Below are 13,249 nucleotides of genomic sequence, written 5' to 3' on the forward strand. Positions count from 1 at the left end.
GTAATATTGACTCATCACTCCACCTCCACTTTCCCTCCATATGGGCACCTTCCATCGACAAGTTCCGGGTCTTGAATCTCCTGAGCGCCCATCTTAATGCAAGCCGCTGGAAGGTCGGATGCGGGTGTCGGTATTTCCTCCAGGAAGTGCGGGCACTGTTTGCAACTTTCAACCTGGATTATCCGCACCTTGGTTCTCGCCCTACACAGGGGGCAAACCTTGTAAGCGTGTTGTTCCATCACTGCACCCCCAAAGCTTCCTTAGCCATACTCAGCCGCCTAAGCGCTTCCTTCTTGACCACCTCAGGTAGCTTGTCCCTCGCCGAAATATCCTCAATGATCTCCTGCATCTCCATAAACCGGGCCGCCCCCTCCTCAGCCAACAGGCCCAGGAAGTCTGCAATCCGCTCCTCCCGTTCCTCGGCGGCGTCCAGGTGCTCCCGGCTCAAAACCTCATGCCCTGGTCTCGCCGACAACAGCGGCACCAGCTCGGCATCACAGCGACCATCCTTGTCAACCGTTAACAACGCCACCTGCACTTCTCTGGTTAAATCGCTCGCACTCGCCGCAGTCCTGGCCAATGCCCCTGGGTTAACGAACAGCACCCCATCCTCACGGCGATGCACCCCAAATCCGGGATGATAGTGGCCGGAGATTACGACATCAGCGTTGGTCTCCACCTGGTCGATAAGTGTGTGTCGCATGTCATGGCCGGGGGAACTGTGCATCAGGTTGGCATGGACGATGTGAATTTTGGCCGTTGGCTGGTCCCGATGCGCCGGCAGCTCCGGAGCCATGAACTGGTTTGCGCCGGCCGGGGTGTCGGTTTCTGCGGTGTAGCCGTGGCCGGTTATCCTCACCCAGGGGGGTGGGCCCGGACAACTCTGCCAGACAAAACCGTCCCGGCAGGCATCATTTATCTCGCCGATCATCTGCATCAGGCCGTAAGGTGTGCGGGCGACACTTGCGAGATTTGAGCCGAAAATGTCGTGATTCCCCGGGATGGTTATAATCGGGTTGTTGAAATAGTTAAGTATCCGTATCAGCTCGCCTACAACCCACCAGGCGGTGTTGGGTGAATTGAAAATGTCGCCGGTCTGGATTACTGGGGCGTTGTGTTCACGGGACAACTCTTCAATTTCCAAGAGCTTCAAGGTCAAGGCCCCCACGTAGTGATCAGTGCGCGCTCGTGGGTTCGTGCCCCGCCAGTGGATGTCACCAACGATGATGAATTTAAGCATCAAATCAACCCCATTTCTACATCCTGGCAGTCTGGGCAGATGTCTTCCCACTCACCGTTGCGCTTTTTGCTCTGCCAGCCATTAGCTTTTTTGTAGTCCACAGCATCATCAAAGTCATTAAATATTTCTGGTGGCTCTTCACCACAAACATCGCAAGTTAAGAAATAAACATCTTGGCTACCATAAAATCTCTCAACGCTCATACCCTCGCCACCTCACTCACTCCATCTTTCTGCTCCACCCGATAAGCCACGTCTGCCACATCGGCCAAGGCCTCCTGGTGGGTAATGAGGATAATTTGACGCCCCGTGCGCTGAGCATATTGCTTCAAAAACTCAGCAACATTGGGGGCGAACTCCCGTGACACATGCTTCCCGGCTTCGTCCAGTATTACCGGCCCCTCAGGCTTGGGCCTTGCAAGCTCCAGCAAGGCCAACCTCAACGCCAGACTGACCACATCGGTAATCCCTCCGCCCCGAGCGTCCTCCGGATTGGCCGTCACGGTGATTGGCCCGGCCAACTCATCACCACCGGGGGCATTATACTGCGAGATAACCTGCCATTCGGCCGCCGGCTTGTTGGCCACCGTTTTCAGCTGGATCCTAAACTCCAGCCGGCTGTCCTCGAAAATTGCCTGCAGCGCAGCCGTGACTGTCTGCTCCACCCTGGCCTTCAGCTGCTCCCTGGCGAACTCGGACACCTTGCCGAACAGCGTTTGGACTTGCTCCCAGTCAGCGATGTCTGCCTCGGCTGATGTGAGCTCTTGTCGCGCGGCGTTGAGCTGCTCTTCCAAGGCCTCTTTACGGCCCTTGAGCTGGTCGTGTTTGGTTCGGAGTTGCCTGGTCTTTTGCTCCAGCGATTGGAGTCGGTTCATGATTTCACCTTCAGCAGTTCGGGGTTGTCGTGGATGTTACCGATGACCTCGTATAAACTAGACTGTATTGCGATAAAGTCAATTGTATTTAGTAAGTGTGGATGCTCTATGTTTGGCTTATGTGCTCGGAAGCTAGCTCTCAACTTATCCCACGTTACAACAAACGGCTTTTGCGAAACGCCATACCCTGCATCTCCGGGCGAAAACTTGAAATAGGCCTGAACAATATCTCCCTCGTAAATCTCCATGCCGTTTTTGTCCACTCGTCCGATGTATTGCCCAACGGTGTTGACGCAGACGATGTGCGACTTGTACGTATACGACCCAAGAGGGTTGTTATTGCTCGATTCGCTTAAAATCACAGTTTTGTCGGGCAGGACGACTATGCCCCCATAAACCCATTCGCCATTATCCGGTCGCTTGCCCCTGAATTCAATCTTTCTCATAGCCCCTCCGTCTCATTCATAATCCCCTCGGCCCGTTCAAGCGTTTCCAGAATCACCTTGTCCAAGCGTTCAATCTCCCCGTCCAGCTGGTCAGGCTTTAACCCATATTCCCGCTGCAGCTCCTCAGTCAGTCGCTTGATTTCGACCTCAGCATGGTCTAAGTTAGCCTCGGCCCTGGCCTTCTCGGTCTTGGCTTTTTCAATCTTTCCCCGCAGCTGTTCCATCCTGCCGGCAACATCGTTAATATCCATCTACACTACCCCCTTGATTTTTGTCGAATCTATTTCGCCACCGCAGGTCGGGCACTGTCCGGCCTCAACCAGGGCGTCCTTATATGCCCCGGTGTATTGGGCTAGCTTGTGCTCAGCCCCCTCCACCATCTGCTTGCTGGCATCAGCCCGGAACTCAGCGCCGATGAGCGCCTTGTTGATGGCCTTAAGCTCACTCAGCTTCGGCGCAACCTCAGCCGCCTCTGTCAGGTCAATCTCGGCCCAACCAATCTTCCTAGCTAACCCGTCCCGGCAGTCCTCAGCCTTCCATTTGGCATCCTCGGCGGCATGGAGCTGGGAGCGGATTTTCTTTATCCCAGCCAGCTTTTGCGAGTCGCGTTGCACCCCCTCACAAAGACACCATGCTTCTCCTATCTTGGCCGTCTTTGCAAGGACTTTTTCCGCAATATTTTTTAGGGTGCCGTTATTCCAGAGGTGTCCTTTGGTGCCGGTAAGTTCGAATTGCAGGTCAAGGCTTGCTCCGGCCTTAAAGGCAAGAATTTCAGCCTCCGACACCACCGCCAGCTTGGCCAAAACCGCTTGCCACTGCTGGGCCTGTCCCTGCCTTGCGTGCAGCTTGTCCCGGACTGCTCGCAGTCGTTGAATCCGCTCCACATCGTTCCTGGCCTGGGCAATCAAGCTCTCCAGCTGCTCCACCAACTCACCCAGCCGGGGCAACCCCTTGAACTGCTCCAGCTGAGTCTGCAGCTCATCAATCCGAGCCTTGGCACGCTCTCTGTCCTGTTTCCGTCTATGTAGGTCCGTGCCGAGGAGTTTGTTGGCGTGGTCAATTTCTTCCGTGCCTGCAAGTTTACCGAGTATGCGTGCCCGTGCGCCGACGCTGATAATGGAGCCAAGGAACGGGCCGTCCAGCTGCTCAGCCAGGTTCAGGTTGAGCGGCACATCGCCCACCATTGTCTGGCGGACCCCGGTTAGCTCTTGCACCTCAATGGGCACCTCGTTGCCGAAGCCTTCAAGTGTGGTGTAGCCATCCTCGAAGTAATCGCCTTTGAATACTTCATATCTATTCACCCCAGCGCTACGCTGCCGAGACACAACACCATTTATGAGCGTGACTGACACCATGGCCTTCTTGGCCCCAACCCGGATAAACTCATTGCCATGGGGCCGGTTATACAAGACCCATTTCAGCGCCCGGATGATGGCTGTTTTCCCAGAGTCGCTAGGTCCAGTAATTACCGTCAACTGCCCAGGCGGCGCCGGCTCGATTTCAGTCTTTTTATGGGATTGGAAGTTCTCAACGGTTAGCTTATTGATTACGCTCATCCCGAATCACCATCAGTGGCATTGTCTTCACTGTGCAGTTCTTTCAGCCGATCAAGGTAAGAGTTGACCGCAAAGCCAATTTTGGCATGTGCATCGACGAGATCATCGGCCAGCCACTCACCAACGTTCTGCCCGTGGCACATGATAGGGTTAATCACAGCATCAACAACCTGCTGAACGAAATCACCACTAATGCTAACCACCGTAGCTTTTACAACGGTTTCATAGAGATTCTCATCATTTTTCATATAACTGCTCCTTTATCTGGTAATAAAAAACCGGGGGCTATGTGCCCCCGGCATTCCTTGGAGGGCTTGTCCTGGCAACCTGTTCCTAGTAACCTTCCTCTTCGTTGTCCGGACTCTGGTATGCGCCCTCAGCTGGCGCGGACTCGGTGTTGTATTCTGTGCTATCGATGGCGACTGACCTCATGGCCGGCTTCATCGTCCGGGCGTAGTCTTTGATGGCCTTTTTCTCGGCCGGGGTCAAATCAGCAGCCTTAGCGAACGAGACCTTGCTATACTCGATGCCGCCCTCGTTGCGGTCCTTTTCAAGCTTGGCCACAGTCACAACAGAGTAGTAGTGCTTGAGCTTGTTGGTCAGTCGCTGCACATACTGCTTCCAGTTGCCGATGCTGGTCGGCGGTAGAGCCAGGAGCACCGGGAAAACTGAATCCTCCTGCAGGATATAAACTCGATACATATTCTTGCAGGCCTTACCACGACCGCTCTTCGGGTCGCTGCCCCACTGGTTCTTCGGGCACTTTGCGCAGGCTTGTCCAGCCGGGATGCCATGTTCTTCGCTGCCAGTTCCGGTCTTGCAATCCATGCTGGAACAGGTGGGAGCGTTCTTCTCGCCACTAAACTCATCGTGCCACCAGGCGTTTATGGGATAGTAGTCGACCACAACGCCCTTGAGCTCCTTGACCGGAGTCGGTTCCCCGGCTTCGTCGACAACTTCAAAACTGATTCCACCACCGCTGGGGATCTTCACCTTGTCGAACTTGAACTGGCCTTCCATACCCTCCAGGTTTTCCTGCATGACCTCCAGCGCCTCTTCCTTTTGGGTCAGCGCCGGCAGGTTGATGGTGGCTTGCGGATCGGGTTGAGTCGCAATGTCGGTGCTTTCTTGTGTTGCAACTTCGGTGTTTTTGTTGTTGTCACTCATTTACATACCTCCAGATGATTTTGATTGATTAGATCCAGGCTTCCCTAGTGAGCAAAAAGAGCCAGTATTGAGGAAAACTTCTCTCCTGTAACGCTTTATGCGGGCGCTGTGAAGTCTTTTGCAGTGAGTGCAATACCATCCGCCAAAGCAATACCATCCGCCAAAGGCGAGGACTAAGTGTTCTCCAATGTTGTTCAAAAACTCGATGAGCTTTCGACAAGGTGATGAGAAGTAGAACTCCCACACACTATACTTCTCAGGTTTCTGACGCCGCTTCATCCTAATATCCTTCCTCTCTGTCCCTCGCCGCAGCCACCTCCTGGGCACTTATCCCGACGCTCCCGCCGCTTCCGTTGCCAACCTCGCCACCAGGCTCGAACCCAGCCAGCAGTCTCAGCTCAGCTGTGGTCAGCTCGGCAATCACCCGGTAGCTCCGATACTTGTCGACAATCTCATCCAGCTCATCCTTGGCCCCTTCGTAGTCCGCTTTGGCTGCCCGCTGTTCCTTCTGGGCTTCTAGGTATGTTGGGTCGTGGGCTTTGCGGCGAGTCAGCTCTGCAGCCCTCGCCTTTTCGTTGCTAAAAACTGCCTTGCCGGTCTCCGGATCGGTCTCGGCGCTGATGTCGGTCATCAGGTCGGCTTCGGCCAGCTTGAGGCCTTGCTCTGCGTTCTGAAGGCCTTCATACATCGACCGCAGGTCTTCCTTGCGCTGACGGATTTCAAGCGGCGCCTCCCGTAGGAAGGTCTTGATGGCCTTCGTCTCATACTGGACTAGCAACATTTCCGCGCTTTTCATGGCGCACCCCCTTGATTTGTTTTTGTTTTATTGTTTACTGCTGCTATGATTATCGAACTTAGTTTTTCAATGGTGTCTCTGTCTTGGTGGAGGGCAAGGTGCTTCAGCGTCAGTTCCTCGCCTATTGTGAGCTCGACGTTACCAATAGCGGATTTTAGGATTTCAAGCTTTCTTTCTTCGAGAACACCCATCTTTCGAAATTCCCCCTGTCTTGCCGTTTAATCACCAGCGAAATAATCAACGATGATTCGTTGCCGTTGCCCCTCCCCCCCCTCTGACAGTCCGTCCTCCGTTTCCCCGGATTCCGGCGTTTTTTGATGGTCCCTCGGCAGGGGAGGGGGGAGGATGTCAAAGATCATAAAGATCAGAATCACAATCAGCAGCTTGTAGAGTGACCAGAAAACATCAATCAAGCCCTCTCACCCACTTGTACCCTGCCGCTTGCCTTGCCACTTTGGGCTGTATTGACTTTGCCACTTTGGGCTGTGTTGACTTTGCTCGCCCGGTTAGTGGTGTTTTCTAGGATTGCGCCTAGGCGGACGTTGTGGCCGGTGAGAAACTTGTGTTGACGGGCATGCTCCTGGACAGTCTCCCGGCAGGTGCCCTGGCTAACTGTAGCTTTGCACTTGTCACATCGCGCAACCCACATGCTCTGCATCGCCTTGGTTAAAATCATTATCCACCTCCTCCCTGCCTAGGGGGCCATCCATCCATTTAATGAACCTAGCCGTGTTGATGTAATAGCTCCACCGGCCTGACATTTTTACCGCGGCACCAAAGGGAAATTGCGGACAAGGTATTTGGGTGTCTTGCTGTAAACCCATATGCAGATACCTCGGGGTAACACCCATAATGGCGGCGGCTTGGTTGACGGTGATTTTTGTTGGGCGCTTGGCCTTGAGTTCGTTCAGCGTCATCATGTCCCTCATTGCTCAACCCCCTTGTTGTGTGGCCTTTAGAGCCTTTTCGATGGCGCTCCGCTTAACAACAACCATTTTCTTATGGCCAAGCTTGCCCACTCTAACGGTCCTGGTTAACCGCTTCTGGCGGTCTTTGTCAATTTTTAACCAGCCTCTATCCCGCCAAGCTCGCAGGATCTCATCTGGATCGTTACCGCCACTGCTAATCAACTCCCTAATCCAGTGGGGCAGGAACCCGATGTATTTCCAGCGGCCAGTATCCCAGCGGCCAACATATTCCCAACCAGGCCGTACGCTGTGCGGGTAGAACGATTGCTTGCAAGCCTTAGCGACGTTAAAGACGTGCCGCAGCTCTAAGGTTGCAAGGTCTAGTTCATTTGTTTCTAGGGCCCTTTCCTCTGGTGCCCCTGGGTGAGATTGCACGCTTGATTGTTCCAGAACGGCCAGCCTGCGGTCTACCTCTTCAAACTTTGCAGACATCATGGTCTCGACCGCCCGGAGAAGGATTTTTGCCGCCAGCTCTTGGGCCTGAGAATTGTCCACCAGTTGGGCTTGTTTGGTTCTCAACTTTTCAACTACGTCCCACACCCAGTCCATAAACGCATCGGCCTTGGGTTGGCGGCTCCAGCGACAGATTTCGTAGACACCTTTGGCGGAGTAGAGATAGGTTTCATAGGCCTTTCCGTCAGTTGTCGTCACTTTGTCGACAACTGAAAAATTGTCTAGTCTGTCCTGGTGACGTTCGTGGATTTTTGCAATCGCCTTCCTGGGGGTTTCGTAATCAAGGGCTACACCAATTTGCTCCCTGGTCATCCAGACTTGTTCCCCTCGCTGGTAAAAGTCACACTGCACTGCGCCAAACTGCTCCTGGGTTACGAGTGACATATGGCTTTGCATTAGACTTCCCTCCTTTTTTGAATGGTGTCGGGTTTTAACCCTCACGGCCCACAGTGCTGCTACCAGTTTCCATTTCTGAGACCTCATGGTCAAAAAAATTTCTTCAATTGGCATGTTAAGTTTATTTGCAATTAGTCTGGCCTCTTCAATGCTAAACTTATGGACGCCACTTTCTTTTTTGTAATAAGCGCCCCTAGTCTGTAGCCCTAGCAACTCAGCCATTTCCTGGACTGTAATTCTGTTTTTGCGGCGAAGCTCTTTCAATTTTGGATACATAACCTGCTCAACTCCTCGGTTTGTGTCGCTTTTGGAAACATTATAGTATCTATTTTGGCCACTGTCAACCAATTAAACTTATAAATATTCCTTTTCCGATATTTTTATTCATTTTCTCTGGTGTTTCCATTTTGGATACTGTATAATATTGTCGGGAGGTGTTGAAAATGGTAAGTCTGGGTAAAAGGTTAAGAATGCTCAGGGAGGAGCGGTGGTTAACTCAAGATGATATTGGCAAGGTAATCGGTGTAACAAAGTCGAATATATCTAAATATGAGCTGGATATCATAGAGCCCAACCTCGAAACATTGAAGGCCCTTGCGAAGTTCTACCAGGTTTCCGTTGACTTTTTGGTTGGACGTCCAGACGAGATTCGTGAAGCGCCCACACCTTATGGGGTTAAGGAGTTTGTTACTTTACCCATATTGGGGGTTATAAGGGCAGGTGAACCGCTTTATGCTGAGCAAAACATAATAGGGTATGAAAGTGCTCCAGCGGATCTAGTTAAGGGCGGCGAATATTTTTATTTGAGGGTCACCGGGGATAGCATGTTTAATCCAGTGGCCGGGAAATACATACAAGAAGGCACGCTAGTTATGGTGCGCAAGCAAGATGATGTAGATAACGGAGAAGTTGCAGTTGTTTTGATTAATAATGAGGAGGCGACTGTAAAGCGGGTATATAAAAATAACGGACAGGTTGTTCTTCACGCTGACAACACCAATTACGCCCCGCTGATTATATCCAAGGGAGACCTTAAAATAATAGGCAAAGTTGTAAAGGCAACTTTTGACGTGCTATAAAAGACCACCTGAGACGGACAAGCCTTCGGGTGGTCTTTTATATAAAATCATTTTTAGGAGGTAAGATTGAATGCAAACTTTTAGAGCCAGCCGATGGGGAGGAATGCTTTCGTGGACCAAGCTGCTAATGCCCGACTCCATCACCATCACCGATACCCGGGTTGAGATCTGCAAGAGAAAACTCCTGGGCCTTAGCCACACCACAGAAGAGGTGCCGTTTTCCCGGATCGCGTCCGTCAGGTTAAAATCTGGACTATTTTTTAGCGACATAATTATCGAAACAACCGGCGGGGCAACTGCGGATCTAACAGTTAAGATGATGAAAAAGCGTGTTGGACGGGCTGCAGCCGACGTAATCCGAGAGCTTGTGGCTTGATGGCGGCCCTTCGGGGCTTCCATCTTTCTTCCCGTCACCGAACATTTGTGCTATAATGAGCCAAACAACAAAGAACAAAACAGCAATGCAACAATGATCAACCCCCAGTGGGCAAAAAGAAAAGCCCGCCGAAGCGGGCTACCGCAGATATTCCTCCACCGCCTGGCGGAAAAACTCTTGGATTGATTTGCCCTCGTCGAGCAACTTCTTCTTGAGATCCTTGCGCAAGGATTCGGGTAGCCTGACCTGCACACCAACAACCTTCTCTTTGCTAAGAATTTCGTCGGCTTCGTCAGCCCGGTCGATGCTCACCAGGTAGCCTCTCAGCTCAGTGGCGGTCATGATGGCAGCGGTGTCCTTGCTACCTTCCCACTGGCTGGACAGGACCAGGACATAACGTCCGTCAGTGGTTTTGTAGACATGGGCATGGTTGCCGGTGCCGCCAGTGGTCATGTTGCTACCATCCCAGCGGTCGATACAGACTGCATCAGTCTCAACCTCGACAACCTCTTGCCATCTATCCTCGACCAGGTTGTGATACCGGGTGTTGCTACCATCCCAATGGGTGACGGTCGGGGCGGTGTCCAAATCCTCAAGCAGGCCCCACTCTTGGGTTTCCATGTCGTAGATTACGGTGCCTGTGTAGACATTGGAGTGCATGGGCATGTGGGTGTAAGGGATTTCGTTCTCGTTGAGATAGTCGTGGATGTCCTCGCCTTTTTGGGCTTCGGCGTGGTGCTGGATGTCGGCCGGGTTGATTTCCACTTCGAGGCAGTCGCCAGTGTAGGCCATTTCTTCCGGTTCCCGCTCGCCTGTCAACCAGCCCAAACCTTCTTCGGTCTCGAATGAGCCGTCCCTGTCAAACCAGATGTAGAATTTCCGTGTTTTCATTTTTCATCCTCCTAAGATATTTTTTGGCTTCCGCCGACGCCCCGGAGGGCGTTTCGCCTGGTTGCCAGCCAGGCTCGTCAGGACGGCTTAGTAATAGCATATCCGGGCTGACGTCTGGATGGAGTTAGTGTGGAGAGCAAAACTATTTTGGTATGTGGTGGTGTGGTCGTAGTCTTTAATCTGGGCGTTAAACTCCCAGATTTTCAAGGTAAGTTTTTTGTCAGCGCGCTGCCATGCAGCGTTGGTGAACGCTGCAACAACAGCCAGGGTGACGCGGGTCAGGCCGGTGATGTAGAGGTTGATAGTGGTGCCCGACTCCGCTGCCGAGAAAAGCTCCTCCGCAGCCGTATATGCTACCTTCCCAGCGGTGTTAAAGTCCAGTTCGCTATCTTCTATAAGATAGCAATCGACGGGTAGTTCGTGACGGCCTTTGATTGTGCCGATGGTGATTTCCACTTTGTTCATCTCCTTAAATTTTATTTTGTGGGGGCTTTGCCCGGCCCCCGGCGGGGTTGTGCGGTTTACTTCAAGAATCCGGGTTGGTAGTAGCCAGCTGCTTTGAGCGCTTCTTCCAAGTTGACGGGCTTGCCGTTGGCATCGACCAGAACCCAGGCGTCGTTCTTCATGTAGTATTCCGGGTCAAATGCTTCGCGGTCCTCTTCGGTGTATTTAACCCAGCGGTAACCGGCGGCTCTGAGTGCGTCGTTCTGCTTTTGGCGCTCCATCAGGCGCTCATCGCGCTCCATGTTGCGGGCGTGAGCTTCTTGCTTGCGCTCGTATGCTTCACGCTTTTCGCGAGCCTTGCGCTCAGCTTCGGTTTCGACTTCGACGTCGGTGTCAGCCTTGGGCAGCAATGCGGTCAATTCTTCGTCGGTAAGCTTTTTGGCACTTGCTGGGGTGTGGTCGGCAGGAACTCCGTTCTTCGGTAGCCCCATTTCCTCCAACAACCGGGCAGCCATATCGTAGCTGCCGTCATGCTCCTTGCCTAGTAATTCCAGAACCCGAACCTGCATCTTGCTTGCCGTTATCTTAGCCATTTTAGCACCTCCGGCGATGGTCGCCACCCCGTTTTGCTTATCTCTTGTGTCTATTATACATGCAAACATGCAAACATGCAAGCATTATTGCATTACAATTATATTACAGTTTTGTTACAGTTATATTACAAAACAACAGCATTGCAAGGCCCCAACCTCGCAACCCCACACCACTACTACACCACCACTGGAGGTGATTACAATTCGCAACGCCAACGGCCACGGCTCCGTCTATAAGCTCTCCGGCAAACGTCGCAAGCCCTGGGTGGCCAGGATAACCACCGGTTGGACAAGTAAAGGTAAACAGGTCAGGCAAATCATTGGATATTTTGAAACCAAAAGTGAGGCCCGTGCCGCGCTAAATGCCCACCAGGTTGACCCGGTGTCCCCTAAGGCCACAATCACCCTGGGCGAATTGTATGAGGAGTGGGCAGCCTCCAGGTATAAAAAACTTACAAAATCGACTGCAGATAACTACCGGGCCGCCTGGAACTATCTCAACGCCCACAAGGACATCAAGATGCGGGACTTGCGGACTGCCCACCTGCAGCAGGTTGTTGATGGCTGCGAGGCCAGCGGCAAGAGCCGGTCAACCCTGGAGAAAATTAAAACTGTCGCAATCATGCTCTATAATTACGCGCTCCAGGAGGATATCGTTAAAAAGAACTACGCTCAGTTTGTAGAGTTGCCTCGCGTCGACAAGACCGAAAAGCAACGGTTTACCGATTTTGAGGTCAAGAAGATATACCAAAGCAGCCTGGACGGCCTCCCCTGGGCAGACACGGTCGCTATTATGATCTACACCGGTATGCGGATCAGTGAGATGCTGAACCTCACCAGGTTTAATGTGGATATGGAAAATAATTCCATCACCGGTGGCGTCAAGACAGACGCCGGGAAAAACAGAATCATTGCCCTGCACCATAAGATCATCCCGTTTGTCCAAAGCTGGTACGACAAAGGCGGCGAGACGCTAATCTGCCGGAATGATGGCAAACCCATTCGGCCGGACTACTATCGCCGCCAGATATACTATCCGCTACTTGAAGAGATTGGTGTCCGCAAGCTCAACCCGCACTGCTGCCGCCATACCTGGGTGACAATGATGGCTGAAGCAGGTGCCGACCCACGGCTTACCCAGGAGATGGCCGGGCATGCTAAACTTGAGACCACTGCGGGCTACACCCACCCCGACATCGAGGCCCTGCGAAAGGCCGTAAACTTGATACCCTAAGTTGCCTTGCCGTACCCCTTAACCCTTCACTTGGCGCCCGCTTGGGCGCCCTTTTTGTTGGCTATTTGTTGGCTATTTGTTGGCTGTGTGTTGGCTATGCATCAAAATTGACCTCACTGGCCTGGATTTTTAAAGGCAAAAAAGAAAATAAAAAAAACCCCGGCGGCCTTAGTGGCTACCGGGGTTTTCGGGTGTTTTGGTTTGGTGGAGATGAGGGGGATCGAACCCCTTACCTCTTGAATGCCATTCAAGCGCTCTCCCAAGTGAGCTACATCCCCATAAATGGTGGGCCTGGGTGGACTCGAACCACCGACCTCACGCTTATCAGGCGTGCGCTCTAACCAGCTGAGCTACAGGCCCATAAATTATTAAACCGCTCGTGAGAGCGGTTAATAAGATCCGGCGACGACCTACTCTCCCGGGGGGAAATCCCCAAGTACCATCGGCGCTGGAGAGCTTAACTTCCGTGTTCGGTATGGGAACGGGTGGGACCTCTCCGCCATAGTCACCGGATACGTCTTTTGAAAAATGCAAGGCATTTTTCAAGAAACGTTCCTTGAAATACCACACTTAGGTAAGTAAAGCTAAGCAACTTGAAAGCCTATTGCAACGCTCCTAAACTGCTATGCAATCAGGAGCGTTTTTTGCCTTAGGCAAAAAACGTAGGTCAAGCCCTCGACCTATTAGTACCGGTCCGCTGAAGGCATTGCTGCCCTTACACTCCCGGCCTATCAAC

21 protein-coding genes, 2 tRNA genes and 2 rRNA genes are annotated in these 13,249 nt (G+C 52.5%); 3 read left to right on the top strand and 22 right to left on the bottom strand.

What is annotated here, in order from left to right:
- Positions 1–14: 14 nt before the first annotated feature.
- From FH749_06925 to FH749_06995, 15 genes are all read right to left on the bottom strand, one after another.
- Positions 15–239 (bottom strand): hypothetical protein, encoded by a 225-nt coding sequence (locus FH749_06925; GenBank protein ID MTI95208.1) that lies wholly within the window; start codon positions 237–239, stop codon positions 15–17.
- Positions 239–1,240 (bottom strand): DNA repair exonuclease, encoded by a 1,002-nt coding sequence (locus FH749_06930; GenBank protein MTI95209.1) that lies wholly within the window; start codon positions 1,238–1,240, stop codon positions 239–241. The genes FH749_06925 and FH749_06930 overlap by 1 nt, the downstream gene beginning before the upstream one ends.
- Positions 1,240–1,443, bottom strand: coding sequence for a hypothetical protein (locus FH749_06935; GenBank protein MTI95210.1), 204 nt, complete (start codon positions 1,441–1,443; stop codon positions 1,240–1,242). The genes FH749_06930 and FH749_06935 overlap by 1 nt, the downstream gene beginning before the upstream one ends.
- Positions 1,440–2,114 carry a hypothetical protein gene (locus FH749_06940; GenBank protein MTI95211.1) on the bottom strand — a complete coding sequence of 225 codons (675 nt, stop codon included), beginning with the start codon at positions 2,112–2,114 and terminating at the stop codon, positions 1,440–1,442. The genes FH749_06935 and FH749_06940 overlap by 4 nt, the downstream gene beginning before the upstream one ends.
- Positions 2,111–2,560 carry a hypothetical protein gene (locus FH749_06945; protein MTI95212.1) on the bottom strand — a complete coding sequence of 150 codons (450 nt, stop codon included), beginning with the start codon at positions 2,558–2,560 and terminating at the stop codon, positions 2,111–2,113. The genes FH749_06940 and FH749_06945 overlap by 4 nt, the downstream gene beginning before the upstream one ends.
- The gene (locus FH749_06950) at positions 2,557–2,811 is read right to left on the bottom strand and encodes a hypothetical protein (GenBank protein MTI95213.1); all 255 of its coding nucleotides are present in this window, start codon (positions 2,809–2,811) and stop codon (positions 2,557–2,559) included. Before FH749_06950 ends, FH749_06945 begins: the two co-directional genes overlap by 4 nt.
- Complete coding sequence (locus tag FH749_06955) at positions 2,812–4,116, bottom strand: hypothetical protein (protein MTI95214.1); 1,305 nt, start codon at positions 4,114–4,116, stop codon at positions 2,812–2,814.
- Positions 4,113–4,364: a hypothetical protein gene (locus tag FH749_06960; protein MTI95215.1), complete on the bottom strand. Its 252-nt coding sequence runs from the start codon at positions 4,362–4,364 to the stop codon at positions 4,113–4,115. Before FH749_06960 ends, FH749_06955 begins: the two co-directional genes overlap by 4 nt.
- 85 nt (positions 4,365–4,449) lie before the next feature.
- The gene (locus FH749_06965; protein ID MTI95216.1) at positions 4,450–5,283 is read right to left on the bottom strand and encodes a hypothetical protein; all 834 of its coding nucleotides are present in this window, start codon (positions 5,281–5,283) and stop codon (positions 4,450–4,452) included.
- A gap of 280 nt (positions 5,284–5,563) precedes the next feature.
- Complete coding sequence (locus FH749_06970) at positions 5,564–6,079, bottom strand: hypothetical protein (GenBank protein ID MTI95217.1); 516 nt, start codon at positions 6,077–6,079, stop codon at positions 5,564–5,566.
- On the bottom strand, positions 6,076–6,270 hold the full coding sequence (locus FH749_06975; protein ID MTI95218.1) for a hypothetical protein: 195 nt from the start codon (positions 6,268–6,270) through the stop codon (positions 6,076–6,078). The genes FH749_06970 and FH749_06975 overlap by 4 nt, the downstream gene beginning before the upstream one ends.
- Before the next feature lie 27 nt (positions 6,271–6,297).
- The gene (locus FH749_06980; protein ID MTI95219.1) at positions 6,298–6,492 is read right to left on the bottom strand and encodes a hypothetical protein; all 195 of its coding nucleotides are present in this window, start codon (positions 6,490–6,492) and stop codon (positions 6,298–6,300) included.
- Complete coding sequence (locus tag FH749_06985) at positions 6,489–6,755, bottom strand: hypothetical protein (protein MTI95220.1); 267 nt, start codon at positions 6,753–6,755, stop codon at positions 6,489–6,491. The genes FH749_06980 and FH749_06985 overlap by 4 nt, the downstream gene beginning before the upstream one ends.
- Positions 6,709–6,996, bottom strand: a complete 288-nt coding sequence (locus FH749_06990; protein MTI95221.1) for a hypothetical protein — start codon at positions 6,994–6,996, stop codon at positions 6,709–6,711. Before FH749_06990 ends, FH749_06985 begins: the two co-directional genes overlap by 47 nt.
- Before the next feature lie 15 nt (positions 6,997–7,011).
- On the bottom strand, positions 7,012–8,172 hold the full coding sequence (locus FH749_06995; protein MTI95222.1) for a helix-turn-helix domain-containing protein: 1,161 nt from the start codon (positions 8,170–8,172) through the stop codon (positions 7,012–7,014).
- 167 nt (positions 8,173–8,339) lie between these two features.
- Here FH749_06995 and FH749_07000 point away from each other — a divergent pair, with 167 nt between their 5' ends.
- Positions 8,340–8,975 carry a helix-turn-helix domain-containing protein gene (locus FH749_07000; protein ID MTI95223.1) on the top strand — a complete coding sequence of 212 codons (636 nt, stop codon included), beginning with the start codon at positions 8,340–8,342 and terminating at the stop codon, positions 8,973–8,975.
- Between the two features lie 70 nt (positions 8,976–9,045).
- The gene (locus FH749_07005; GenBank protein ID MTI95224.1) at positions 9,046–9,351 is read left to right on the top strand and encodes a hypothetical protein; all 306 of its coding nucleotides are present in this window, start codon (positions 9,046–9,048) and stop codon (positions 9,349–9,351) included.
- A 138-nt stretch (positions 9,352–9,489) separates the two neighbouring features.
- On the opposite strand, the gene FH749_07010 is transcribed toward FH749_07005, so the two are convergent.
- The 3 genes from FH749_07010 to FH749_07020 all read right to left on the bottom strand — a co-directional run bounded on the left by FH749_07010 (position 9,490) and on the right by FH749_07020 (position 11,348).
- Entirely contained in the window at positions 9,490–10,242 is a 753-nt protein-coding gene (locus FH749_07010) for a ribbon-helix-helix protein, CopG family (protein MTI95225.1), read from the bottom strand.
- An 87-nt stretch (positions 10,243–10,329) separates the two neighbouring features.
- Positions 10,330–10,698 carry a hypothetical protein gene (locus FH749_07015; protein MTI95226.1) on the bottom strand — a complete coding sequence of 123 codons (369 nt, stop codon included), beginning with the start codon at positions 10,696–10,698 and terminating at the stop codon, positions 10,330–10,332.
- 65 nt (positions 10,699–10,763) lie between these two features.
- Positions 10,764–11,348, bottom strand: a complete 585-nt coding sequence (locus FH749_07020) for a hypothetical protein (protein ID MTI95227.1) — start codon at positions 11,346–11,348, stop codon at positions 10,764–10,766.
- On the opposite strand from FH749_07020, the gene FH749_07025 reads away from it, so the two are divergent.
- On the top strand, positions 11,296–12,513 hold the full coding sequence (locus FH749_07025; GenBank protein MTI95228.1) for a hypothetical protein: 1,218 nt from the start codon (positions 11,296–11,298) through the stop codon (positions 12,511–12,513). The genes FH749_07020 and FH749_07025 overlap by 53 nt on opposite strands.
- A 202-nt stretch (positions 12,514–12,715) precedes the next feature.
- Here the strand turns inward: FH749_07025 and FH749_07030 are convergent.
- The 4 genes from FH749_07030 to FH749_07045 all read right to left on the bottom strand — a co-directional run.
- Positions 12,716–12,791: transfer RNA gene (locus FH749_07030), tRNA-Ala, on the bottom strand.
- A 5-nt stretch (positions 12,792–12,796) separates the two neighbouring features.
- Positions 12,797–12,873, bottom strand: a tRNA-Ile gene (locus FH749_07035).
- Between the two features lie 37 nt (positions 12,874–12,910).
- Positions 12,911–13,026 (bottom strand): 5S ribosomal RNA (gene rrf / locus FH749_07040).
- 144 nt (positions 13,027–13,170) lie between these two features.
- Positions 13,171–13,249, bottom strand: a 23S ribosomal RNA gene (locus FH749_07045); the annotation flags it as partial.

The sequence above is a fragment of the Bacillota bacterium genome (assembly GCA_009711825.1).
In the GTDB taxonomy this organism is placed as follows: domain Bacteria; phylum Bacillota; class Proteinivoracia; order UBA4975; family VEMY01; genus VEMY01.

Coding starts and splice junctions, on each gene's coding strand:
- FH749_06935 (MTI95210.1), bottom strand. CDS start 1,443: ATGAGCGTTGAGAGATTTTATGGTAGCCAAGATGTTTATTTCTTAACT.
- FH749_06940 (MTI95211.1), bottom strand. CDS start 2,114: ATGAACCGACTCCAATCGCTGGAGCAAAAGACCAGGCAACTCCGAACC.
- FH749_06925 (MTI95208.1), bottom strand. CDS start 239: ATGGAACAACACGCTTACAAGGTTTGCCCCCTGTGTAGGGCGAGAACC.
- FH749_07000 (MTI95223.1), top strand. CDS start 8,340: ATGGTAAGTCTGGGTAAAAGGTTAAGAATGCTCAGGGAGGAGCGGTGG.
- FH749_06955 (MTI95214.1), bottom strand. CDS start 4,116: ATGAGCGTAATCAATAAGCTAACCGTTGAGAACTTCCAATCCCATAAA.
- FH749_06985 (MTI95220.1), bottom strand. CDS start 6,755: ATGATTTTAACCAAGGCGATGCAGAGCATGTGGGTTGCGCGATGTGAC.
- FH749_06945 (MTI95212.1), bottom strand. CDS start 2,560: ATGAGAAAGATTGAATTCAGGGGCAAGCGACCGGATAATGGCGAATGG.
- FH749_06975 (MTI95218.1), bottom strand. CDS start 6,270: ATGGGTGTTCTCGAAGAAAGAAAGCTTGAAATCCTAAAATCCGCTATT.
- FH749_06950 (MTI95213.1), bottom strand. CDS start 2,811: ATGGATATTAACGATGTTGCCGGCAGGATGGAACAGCTGCGGGGAAAG.
- FH749_06960 (MTI95215.1), bottom strand. CDS start 4,364: ATGAAAAATGATGAGAATCTCTATGAAACCGTTGTAAAAGCTACGGTG.
- FH749_06995 (MTI95222.1), bottom strand. CDS start 8,172: ATGTATCCAAAATTGAAAGAGCTTCGCCGCAAAAACAGAATTACAGTC.
- FH749_07010 (MTI95225.1), bottom strand. CDS start 10,242: ATGAAAACACGGAAATTCTACATCTGGTTTGACAGGGACGGCTCATTC.
- FH749_07025 (MTI95228.1), top strand. CDS start 11,296: ATGGTCGCCACCCCGTTTTGCTTATCTCTTGTGTCTATTATACATGCA.
- FH749_07020 (MTI95227.1), bottom strand. CDS start 11,348: ATGTTTGCATGTATAATAGACACAAGAGATAAGCAAAACGGGGTGGCG.
- FH749_06965 (MTI95216.1), bottom strand. CDS start 5,283: ATGAGTGACAACAACAAAAACACCGAAGTTGCAACACAAGAAAGCACC.
- FH749_06930 (MTI95209.1), bottom strand. CDS start 1,240: ATGCTTAAATTCATCATCGTTGGTGACATCCACTGGCGGGGCACGAAC.
- FH749_06990 (MTI95221.1), bottom strand. CDS start 6,996: ATGACGCTGAACGAACTCAAGGCCAAGCGCCCAACAAAAATCACCGTC.
- FH749_07005 (MTI95224.1), top strand. CDS start 9,046: ATGCAAACTTTTAGAGCCAGCCGATGGGGAGGAATGCTTTCGTGGACC.
- FH749_06970 (MTI95217.1), bottom strand. CDS start 6,079: ATGAAAAGCGCGGAAATGTTGCTAGTCCAGTATGAGACGAAGGCCATC.